The sequence below is a fragment of the Chryseosolibacter indicum genome (assembly GCF_018598585.1).
In the GTDB taxonomy this organism is placed as follows: domain Bacteria; phylum Bacteroidota; class Bacteroidia; order Cytophagales; family Cyclobacteriaceae; genus Chryseosolibacter; species Chryseosolibacter indicus.
In genome coordinates this window covers 22,240-32,472 of record NZ_JAHESD010000064.1, presented here as the reverse complement: position 1 = coordinate 32,472, position 10,233 = coordinate 22,240, and the positions used below count along the sequence as shown (strand labels likewise).

At 39.2% G+C, this 10,233-nt stretch carries 11 protein-coding genes; 5 read left to right on the top strand and 6 right to left on the bottom strand.

Annotated elements, in window-relative coordinates:
• The 3 genes from KK060_RS20515 to KK060_RS20505 all read left to right on the top strand — a co-directional run.
• Positions 1 to 616 (top strand): serine O-acetyltransferase (locus KK060_RS20515; RefSeq protein WP_254155744.1); only part of this gene is annotated, 616 nt, incomplete at its 5' end.
• Positions 617 to 628: 12 nt separating this feature from the next.
• On the top strand, positions 629 to 1,507 hold the full coding sequence (cysM, locus tag KK060_RS20510) for a cysteine synthase CysM (protein WP_254155742.1): 879 nt from the start codon (positions 629 to 631) through the stop codon (positions 1,505 to 1,507).
• A 146-nt stretch (positions 1,508 to 1,653) separates the two neighbouring features.
• Positions 1,654 to 2,754 (top strand): AI-2E family transporter, encoded by a 1,101-nt coding sequence (locus tag KK060_RS20505; RefSeq protein ID WP_254155741.1) that lies wholly within the window; start codon positions 1,654 to 1,656, stop codon positions 2,752 to 2,754.
• Positions 2,755 to 2,768: 14 nt separating this feature from the next.
• Here the strand turns inward: KK060_RS20505 and KK060_RS20500 are convergent, their stop codons facing one another.
• The gene (locus tag KK060_RS20500; RefSeq protein ID WP_254155740.1) at positions 2,769 to 3,152 is read right to left on the bottom strand and encodes a response regulator; all 384 of its coding nucleotides are present in this window, start codon (positions 3,150 to 3,152) and stop codon (positions 2,769 to 2,771) included.
• Positions 3,153 to 4,021: 869 nt separating this feature from the next.
• On the opposite strand from KK060_RS20500, the gene KK060_RS20495 reads away from it, so the two are divergent.
• Positions 4,022 to 5,956, top strand: a complete 1,935-nt coding sequence (locus tag KK060_RS20495; protein WP_254155739.1) for a PKD domain-containing protein — start codon at positions 4,022 to 4,024, stop codon at positions 5,954 to 5,956.
• Between the two features lie 89 nt (positions 5,957 to 6,045).
• On the opposite strand, the gene KK060_RS20490 is transcribed toward KK060_RS20495, so the two are convergent.
• Complete coding sequence (locus KK060_RS20490) at positions 6,046 to 6,570, bottom strand: NUDIX hydrolase (protein ID WP_254155738.1); 525 nt, start codon at positions 6,568 to 6,570, stop codon at positions 6,046 to 6,048.
• Positions 6,571 to 7,214: 644 nt separating this feature from the next.
• Between KK060_RS20490 and KK060_RS20485 the strand changes: the two genes are divergently transcribed.
• Complete coding sequence (locus tag KK060_RS20485) at positions 7,215 to 8,564, top strand: carboxylesterase family protein (RefSeq protein ID WP_254155737.1); 1,350 nt, start codon at positions 7,215 to 7,217, stop codon at positions 8,562 to 8,564.
• 82 nt (positions 8,565 to 8,646) lie between these two features.
• Here the strand turns inward: KK060_RS20485 and KK060_RS20480 are convergent, their stop codons facing one another.
• The 4 genes from KK060_RS20480 to KK060_RS20465 all read right to left on the bottom strand — a co-directional run bounded on the left by KK060_RS20480 (position 8,647) and on the right by KK060_RS20465 (position 10,145).
• The gene (locus KK060_RS20480; protein ID WP_254155736.1) at positions 8,647 to 8,877 is read right to left on the bottom strand and encodes a hypothetical protein; all 231 of its coding nucleotides are present in this window, start codon (positions 8,875 to 8,877) and stop codon (positions 8,647 to 8,649) included.
• 86 nt (positions 8,878 to 8,963) lie between these two features.
• A complete protein-coding gene (locus tag KK060_RS20475; protein ID WP_254155734.1) occupies positions 8,964 to 9,503 on the bottom strand; it encodes a cupin domain-containing protein in 540 nt (179 codons plus the stop codon).
• Positions 9,504 to 9,600: 97 nt separating this feature from the next.
• Positions 9,601 to 9,807: a hypothetical protein gene (locus KK060_RS20470; protein WP_254155732.1), complete on the bottom strand. Its 207-nt coding sequence runs from the start codon at positions 9,805 to 9,807 to the stop codon at positions 9,601 to 9,603.
• A gap of 62 nt (positions 9,808 to 9,869) precedes the next feature.
• Positions 9,870 to 10,145 (bottom strand): hypothetical protein, encoded by a 276-nt coding sequence (locus KK060_RS20465; protein ID WP_254155730.1) that lies wholly within the window; start codon positions 10,143 to 10,145, stop codon positions 9,870 to 9,872.
• Positions 10,146 to 10,233: the final 88 nt, after the last annotated feature.

Genomic DNA, 10,233 nt, shown 5'->3' with positions numbered 1-10,233 from the left:
GACAAAGGAGAGCCTGACAGAGGAATTCTTTCATTCTCTGCCTGCTATTTACGAAAAGATTAACCAGGACGTCACTGCTATGTACGAGGGTGATCCTGCGGCAAAAAGCAGAAGCGAGGTAATCCGTACATACCCTGGTTTTTATGCAATCAGCGCTTATCGGATAGCTCATCAATTGCATCAAATGGGTGTTCAGGGCATTCCCAGAATAATTACGGAGCATGCACACAGTAAGACAGGCATAGACATTCACCCCGCTTCAATAATTGGACAGCATTTTTGTATTGATCATGGAACTGGTATTGTAATAGGAGAAACGGCTGTTATCGGAAATCATGTAAAGATATATCAAGGTGTTACACTTGGAGCTTTGAGCGTAAGTAAGTTGGATGCAGAAAAAAAGAGACATCCCACCATTGAAGATCACGTAGTTGTATATGCAGGAGCAACAATTCTTGGGGGTGAAACAATAATAGGTCACCATAGTATTGTAGGAGGGAATGTATGGATTACACGTAGTATTCCGCCGTATTCAAAAATCTATTATCAATCTAAGATGTATGATGGTTCTACGGAAGAAACTGATGTTGTTATATTTCGCAGTGATAACAGATAAAATTGTAGTTAGATGACTTTAATTGAATTAATAGGCAATACCCCACTCGTTGAGTTGCAATACATTCCCACCAATAAGAATGTTAAAATTTACGGCAAGCTTGAAGGAAACAACCCAGGTGGTTCTGTAAAAGACAGGGCAGCTTATGGTATGATTAAGGGAGCACTTGAAAGAGGGGAGATTAAACCGGGAGATAGACTGGTAGAAGCTACAAGTGGCAATACAGGTATTGCTCTTGCCATGATTGCGCGATTAATGGGCCTGGAGATGACCCTTATTATGCCAGACAACTCTACCCGTGAGCGTGTGCTGGCCATGGAAGCTTACGGAGCTAAGGTAATTCTTACCCCTTCTGCCAGAACCATTGAATATTCCAGAGAATTAGCTGAAGAGATGGCTGCTAGAGAGGGATATTATATTTTAAATCAATTTGGTAATGCGGATAATTATAGGATGCATTATCAGACCACAGGTCCGGAGATATGGAGGGACACCGGAGGACAGGTAACCCATTTTGTTTCAGCTATGGGTACTACCGGTACTATAATGGGTGTATCGCGTTACCTAAAAGAGAAAAATCCAACAGTGAAAATAGTTGGGACACAACCAACAGATGGCTCCTGCATACCCGGCATAAGACGATGGTCGAAGGAATTCCTACCAAAGATCTTTGAACCGGAACGTGTTGATCTTGTAATGGATGTGAAAGAATCAGATGCGCGGTTGTTTACAAAAAGGTTGGCCAAAGAAGAAGGGATTTTGGCGGGCATGAGCAGTGGTGGCGCTTTAAGCGCAGCCATTAAACTTTCGGAGGAGCTTCAATCAGGGGTGATCGTGTTCATTGCCTGCGATAGAGGGGACCGGTATCTCAGTTCAGATTTGTTCTCGTGAATTTGTCTGAGGAGCAAATTCCCCCATCGCTAGGTAAAATAATAGAAACCATTTAATGTATACCCTTTAAAAAGTTGGGAAGCCGCTAGTACTTGGTGTTCTAGCGTGGGTTTAAGATTTGTAAGTGAGATACAAACACTTACTCCATGAGGGAAATTTTTCAGCGCGTTAATCAATACTTATTCTTTTTTGTATTGGTTTCTGTTGTTCTTTACTTCGGTAAAACCATTTTAATTCCAATCATATTTGCTGCGTTGCTGGCCATGTTGATGGCTCCTGTATGTCGTTATCTGGACAAAAAAGGATTTAAAAGGGCCCTGTCGTCTCTGTGCTGTATACTAATCATTCTGTTTACCTTTCTTGGCATATTAGCCACGATAGGAGGACAGTTTGCTGCTTTCTCGAAAGATGTACCTAAAATCAAGGAAAAGGCGACGGCTTTTATAAAGCGGGGTCAGGATTTTATTGAACAAAAATTAGGTGTTCCGCCAGAGCAACAGAAAGAGGTAGCCAAACAACAGGCTCAATCCATGCAACAGGGAGGCGGCGCAATGGTAACCAAATTTTTGGGAGGCGTTACTTCTACGATTGCAGGTATCGTTCTGACACTTGTGTATACCTTTCTAATGATTTATAACAAAGAACATTTTGAAAACTTTTTTGTCAAGTTATATAAAGATAAGGATGAAGATGAGGTTCGTAAACTTGTTAGTAAAATCGCAAGCGTGGCGCAAAAGTATTTAACAGGAAGAGCCATGTCTGTTCTTATTATTGCCACACTTTACTCTATCGGATTATCTATTGTTGGGCTTAAAAATGCGATCTTACTTGCAGGTGTTGCAGCTATTTTGACGGTAATACCTTATGTGGGAACAGTGTTGGGTGGGCTGTTTCCTGTAATAACGGCACTGGCTACTGAGAGTAGTGCGCAAACGGCTCTTTATGCTGCCTTGGTACTTTTCATTATACAAACACTTGATAATTATTTTATAGAGCCTAATGTAGTTGGTGGAGAGGTGAACCTGAGTGCCATTGTTTCAATTGCAACATTAATTATCGGTGGTATTATATGGGGCGTTGCCGGGATGATATTGTTTCTACCGATTACAGGTATTATTAAAATTATTTGTGATAACGTTGAACCACTTCAGCCAATCGGATTCATACTGGGCGAACCAGGGGGGAAGAAGCCTTCAAAAATTAAAATGTGGATTCAGGAAAAATTTGCTTCAAAGAAAAAACACTGAAGTTGAGGATACCATCATTTAAAAAGCTCTCTGAACATATTGCACAGCTGCGTATAGTCTGATGGCTTAATAATAAAATCAGTAGCGCCCAAACGTTTAGTCTCTTCAATATCTTTATGATAATTGGATGTAGAGTAAACGATTATGGGAATAGATGAAAGCTTATCAATTTGTTTGATCTGTGTTAGTATTTTTTTTCCATCCATTCCGGGCATATTGAGGTCAAGGAAAATAAGGTCGGGTAGGTTGCGGGCAGCCTGCAACATTTCAATGGCCTCACGCCCATCAGAAGCGGTAGAGCATTTAACGGATGGAACAGTACGTGCTAAAGCTTCTGTAAAGAGCCAACGGTCATCTTCATCGTCATCAATTAAGAAAATAGTCCGGGCGTTGTTCATTGTATCAGCGAGAGCGAATTTTTCGACATATTACAAAATGTAAATAGTAAAGACAAACATTAGAAAATCTTATCTCATTCTGCTACAGCATATAAGCTCCTGATCTTTTGCCTAAGCAATAAAACCAATTAAGGCGGAAAATGTTTTTGATGATTTGATTGTTTAGATAATTTTTCAATAGTTAGTTGGTTGTCATGGGCTAATGGACAAATTGACTATACCTATAAATTATTGCAGAAGGCATCGTAACGAAATCTCCTCCCCCCAAGGTTGGTATTGTTTATTTTATTGAAGTAAAAGAGGAACAAGATTCCGTAGTTTAAATTGACCTTAACTAGTGGTAATACGGACTATACACTTCCACCGGAAAATAAGGAACTTTGTTTGAAAGTGAATACTAAGATCTTACTTGATGTTCGAACCATAGATTAATCTTAAGGTTTACTTAATTGTTCAATTTCTTCTTTCCATTAAATGTTGCTATTTCTGTAACAAGGTCTGACAGGTTTCGATATGACAGTGACTTAATTAACCACTTAGCGTACAATTTCCTGCTTTAATTTAATAACATGGTTATCCGACAGTAATTGTTATTTGCCGGTTCAAAGTAGTAATAATTCGCCTGTTTTTTATGGCCGCTTCATAAATTCCAATTCAAAAGGATTTCTTACGCACGCGAACTATTCCCTCAATTGAGAAGAAACAAAAAGTATTGAACACACATCTTTGTAAGGTAAACAAAGAGAACAAATGCAAGGATTTTGACTGTTTGAACCCCACTAGTTTATTGTTGCTTAATCCTTAAAAATTTATTCAATAACTGATCAAGGTGTTTTAAAAAAAATGCCTTGTGTAAAACTTGAGGATTGATGAATAGAAGATTTACGCTGAAATTTTTTTATGGTCTGGTGTTGGCTAGTACATTATTTTTTAAACTGAGCGCACAGCAGGTTTTCAAAACAACAACTACCTCTGTTATACCGTACCTTGAATATCTTCCACAGGATTATAGCACCAATACAAACAAATATCCAATAGTTTTCTTTTTACATGGAATTGGAGAACGAGGACCTAACTCTACTGACCCAACGGTATTGGATGATTACATCCAAAATGTAGCAAAGCACGGGCCTCCAAAACATGTAAAAGCAGGATATCAATTTCCTTTCATTTTAATCTCGCCTCAGCTCAAAAATAACAACAGCACATGGCCCTCTAGTTATGTGATGGAAGTGATTGAATATTGTAGAACCTACCTGCGTATTGATGAGCGAAGAATTTATTTGACCGGACTAAGCCTCGGAGGCGGTGGCACATGGTGGACTGCTCAGGACTATCCTGAATTTTTTGCAGCCATAGCTCCGGTATGCGGTGGATATAATTCCACTGCAAAAGCATGTGGTATTGCTAACGCTGACCTGCCAGTGTGGGCTTTCCATGGAGATAAAGATACTACAGTACCTTTATCTAAAAGTCAGAATATGGTTAATGCAATTAATAATTGCGTTCCGCAAACTTCTAATCTGGCGAAACTGACCATCTATACAGGGGTGGCACATAATGCTTGGGACTATGCGTATAAGACCGATAATTCTTTACATGATCCCAACGTCTTTCAGTGGCTTATGTCGTTCACAAACACACAGAATAACGACAACAAAATTCCGGTAGCAAATGCAGGCACTGATAAAATCATTAATGTGACCTCAACTACGCTAACAGGATCTGCAACTGATGCAGATGGAACGATAGCATCGTATGCCTGGACACAAATGAGTGGTCCAACTGCAACAGTATCCAATGCAAGTACTGCAACACTTTCGCTTTCAAACCTCTCAGTGGGAGAATATGTTTTCAGATTAAGAGTTAAAGATAACAGTGGTAATACAGACTCTGATTATGTAAAGCTAACGGTGGAGGAGAATGTAAATACAGCTCCTAAAGCAAATGCCGGGAAAGATATTACAATAACACTACCTGTAAATTCCGTTGTCATCAAAGGAAGTGCTACGGATGCAGATGGTACAATTGCTACCTATAAATGGACTAAAGTGCGTGGTCCTGTATCACTTACTCTTGCCAATGCAACAACATCGTCATTAACCACAAGTAGTCTTGTAGAAGGTTCTTATGTCTTCAGACTTACTGTTACAGATAATAAAGGAGCTACACATTATGATGATATGCTGGTGAAGGTAAATCCATTTGTTTCTTCTGTTGTAGTTCCTATCGCACCTACAGTCACTGCCGGAGCGGACAAGGCGATCAACCTTCCAACAAGTTCTACAAGCTTTACAGGCTCGGCAACGGACATTGACGGAACTGTAAAATCTTATATATGGACAAAAGTTTCTGGCCCTGCATGTACAATGACCAATACAACAACAACAACTTTAAAAGTTCAAGGTTTAGTATTGGGAACATATGTGTTTAGGCTTACAGCAACCGATAATGGTGGCAATCAGGGAAGTGATGAGGTAAAATTAACGGTAAATGCACCGCCGGCGGCGAATGCTGGCGCGGACAAGACCGTGATGCTTCCTTTATTATCAACCTTAACCTTAGAAGGGAAGGCTACCGATATCGACGGTAGTATTACCAAATATGTTTGGTCTAAATACTCAGGACCAAATTTCATCACAGAACGTAATACATCATCAACTCCTACGTTTAAAATAGTACAGATGAACGAGGGCACCTATGTATTTAAATTTGCAGTTACAGATAATCTGGGAGCTACAACTTTTGATTATGTAACGGTTAATGCAGTGGCAGCTACCGAACCTACTTCATATTTACGCTAAGCGTTACTCAAGAGATTTATAAGATAATTAAGATTAGGTTTACAGGTTTCCCATTCTGCCTGTTAATTAATAACAGGCAGATGGGTTTTTTAATGTTTTAAAACATGCCTTGCCTTTTCTAAAAACGGTCTCTGCCCTTCGATAATAGCCATGTTTGCTCTTTCTAAATTCATCCATGCTGCTTTATCTTGCTCGGGGAAAACTTGCCTGCGACCACTTCTGGGAGGCCACTCTAGTTCAAAAGTATTTGAAACAATACCTTGAGCAGGATCCCATTCTCCTAGGAAACACCATGCGAATACAGTCTTTCCTCCTTTTTGTTTAATTGAATCAAGCGCATAAAAAGGTGGGGATGCTAAGAGGCCTGTTTCTTCTCTAAATTCCCGCTGTGCTGCAGTTAACAAATCTTCTCCGTCTTCAGGTAGTCCCTTAGGAATACTCCATGTATTCAAGTCCTTATTCTTAAAGAATGGGCCTCCTGGGTGTACTAAGAAATATTCTAATTCTCCATTATTAAAACGACACATCAGTAGTCCTGCGGAAATTATTGCTGCCATGGTGGTGATATTCTCAATTATAAAGAAAATTATACTTTGAGTTATTCTATTAATCATGAAATATAATAATGTGTTTGGTCTAGCGAATTAAATTTCCCGCTTGAAGTGGTTAATCTTAAAAGTGAGCATCGGTTAAGAGTGCTAGACATATTCGTATGTGGCGACAGTAGACTGTTGTAATGGCAATAAAAAAAAGCGGCCGCCTAATGTTTAAGTAATACGATTTGGCTTATTTAATACCTAATGAAGGCCGCTTATCGAGTGGGTCCAGGAAACGAATGAATTTTATATACTGCCGCTTTATGGAAATAGTCATGCCAACGCCATCAGTCATGCCGTTGTATTGGCTGTGTAAGTACACAATTTTCTAATTTAAAGCGGCAAAATTTATCCTATTCAATGGATATGAGGTATTGAGGATTATAAAAATATTATTGCCGCTTCTTTGAACGCCATATTTGGTGGCTCCTCGAAGTATGTGCGCGATCAACTTTTTGAGAATATTATTCCGCAAAAATGTATTTTCTTCGCATCACGTTAAGCAGAGGGTCTAACGGTTTAACAAGTGTTTCAGGAGAAGTGAATGAGCAAAGGTTGAAGATCACCTTGAATGAACCAGTAGTTAGACCCCCGATCAAAATGCAAAAATTATTTCCCACTAGGCCGGCATAACTTCCGGCTACACTAAAAAACGAAGAAGAATGAAGTTGAAAGTCTTTTTTTCTGTACTATTAGTTGCCTTGGTGTTTGCTATAAACACGTTCGCACAACAGACGGCAAAAGTTACCCCGACAAACATTGGTTATCTTGAATACTTGCCTCAAGATTACAATTCCAACAACAATAAATATCCTATAGTGATTGCCCTTCATGGTATTGGCGAAAAGGGTACTACTTCTACAAATGTTAATGACATTAAGACAAGTGTAGCCAAGGTGGCAAATGCAGGCCTTCCAAGATACGTTAAGTATGGTCAGCAATACCCTTTTATTTTGATCTCGCCACAATTAAAAAGCAACATGGGATCATGGAATGCTGACTACGTGCTAAAGGTTTTGAACCATGTTAAAACTTATTTGAGAGTCGATCCTAATAGAATTTATTTAACAGGACTTAGCCTTGGCGGCGGTGGTGTATGGAGTGTTATATCAAAGACTACGGATGTGTTTGCAGCAATACTCCCACTTTGCAGCGGATACAATATGACATCAGCTGCACAAACAATTGCTGATCATGGTATTCCTACGTGGGGTTTTCATGGCGACGCTGATGCTGTGGTGAGCGAAGCTGTTACAATTAATATGATTAATGCAATCAATAAATATAAACCTGCCCCATTAGCAAAAGTGACAATCCTTGGTGGTATGGGACACAACATTTGGGATAAAGTTTACAAGGAGACAAATGCACTCACCTGGCTTCTTTCTTTTAAAAAGGGAGTGTCTGCCCCAGTAACAGCTCCAAGTAATGTATCACCAGTGGCAAATGCAGGAAGTGACAAAACAATTACTTTACCAACAAATTCAATTACATTAACGGGTAGTGCTACTGATTCTGATGGAAGTATAGCGTCTTATACCTGGACTAAGAAATCAGGAGGAGCTGCAACTCTAAGCGGAGGAACAACAAACACACTAAAAGCAACTAATTTGGTAGCCGGTACTTATGTTTTCACACTTTCAGTAAAAGACAATAAGGGCGCAGTTGCAACAGATGACGTTACAATTGTTGTAAAAGCAGCAACTACCTCCACTACAAATGCCGCACCTTTAGCTTCAGCTGGAAAAGATATTACAATCTATCTTCCGACTACAACTGCTACCATTGGTGGTTCAGCAAAAGATTCTGATGGAACAATAGCTTCTTATACATGGACTAAAGTTAGCGGTGGCACAGTAACCCTGGCTGGTGCAACAACAAGTACATTGAAGTTGTCAGGTTTGAAAGAAGGTAAATATGTGTTCCGTCTTACAGTAAAAGATAATAAAGGCGCAACAGATACAGACGATCTTTTAGTAGTGGTGAAAAAAGCAGCCGTGGCTTCGCTTTAGCATCTCAGTAAAATATTATTTGCTAATAAACAGCATAGGCTCATCCTTGATGAGCCTATGCTGTTTATTTTAATATTGGAATTTAGAATCGAATGATGGTTAAATATCCTGATGCAATTCCATTTTTAATTTCAAAAGAAGAATCTATAATCTTTCCCATGTACTTAGCCCTATTGCTTAGTTGAACAACTAATTTTTTGTCGTTTTGAAGTTTAATCAGTTCTCTCTCATTTAGAACTGCGGTACATTTAACTGCTATGTTACTTAGAAAAGCATGATCAGTTTCTTTATCATTTAATTGGTAGAGATTCATTTTATTTTTCGTATTCCTCCCAATTATAATAAACTTAAAGATAAGTCACATGTTATCGCCGGTTTAAAAATAGAAAGGTTAGCGGACTAACTCAACCTCCAGTTTTTCATAAGTGGTCCATCAAATCCTAAAATAGGGTCGCTTTCTGGAAGGGGGAGGGACTTAATGTTTTCATCCGCTACGGGGCGTTCTCCATCTTTCCCATATAGAATATTATACAGCTGTCCTTCAGGGTATGCACCTACAACTTTAAAATCCGCTGCGCTCTCAAGGCACTTATGTGCTACACCTGCGGGAATGATCGCAACATCTCCCTGATCTAATGAAATCGCTATTCCACCAGGGCCGCCGAATTGTATTCGTGCATTTCCTGAAGTAACAGCGAGTACTTCATGCGCAGTGCTGTGGTAATGATGGTAGTCAAAAATTCCTCCTTCCCATGAATTAATCCACCGGTTACTTTCAAATAACTCTTCTACCGTTTTTCGATCTGTAGCTTGAAGTGCGGACTTATAAATTAATAAGGGAAGCCTGCTGTTGTTTGGAAACGTTCCGTCCTCATGAATAAGATGTTGTACAATATTTATCAGTTGTATCGGAGCCGTTGCTTCTTCTAATGATTTCATATTACCTATTTAAAGTATACGAATCACAACCCAAATATTATACCTGTTAAGCACTCAACGGGGAGGGTAGGTCAATAAAAGAGAAAGCGATGGTTGATTAAGCCTGACAAATAACGGTTGCTTCTGAATATGTAAGCATTTTTAAGCTTCCTATCGTTGCGTTATGTTTCCATGCAGAGTAATTTCCTGAAAATGTAACACCCAGGCCGTATCCTCTGATGTGTTTTGTTTTTGCAGGTGTAATATTTTCGAGAAGGATCTCTGTATTGTTGTTAGGTTTGGTTGAGGTAAGCTGATATTTCATAACTCTCATTTTAGAACCTAGCCCTTTTAAAAAAGCATGCCGTAAATTATAAAAGATGGTGCTTATTCTTTTTTTATTCGCAATACCTGCTTGATCGCTCCATCTTGAACAGGTTCTATAATTTGTGCTTGCGTAACAACTCCTTCTACGCCTATAGATTGGTGTTGTTTTTCCCTGGGTACGGGGACGGATGACGCAATTGAGACTGAATCTTTGTAAACTAACACACGCTCCCCTGGTTTAAGAATGGTGTCTTTTGTTAATTCAACAAGTGCTTCAACTTCTCTACCATTTAAATAATCGCTATAATTTTTAATCCTCAATTCTTTTAACTCCATAACTTCTACTCGTTTACGCTTGGGTAAAGTGAATAAAAAAGCCCTGCCATTTAATGACAGGGCTTTTGATCCTAACCAAAAAGCCTAC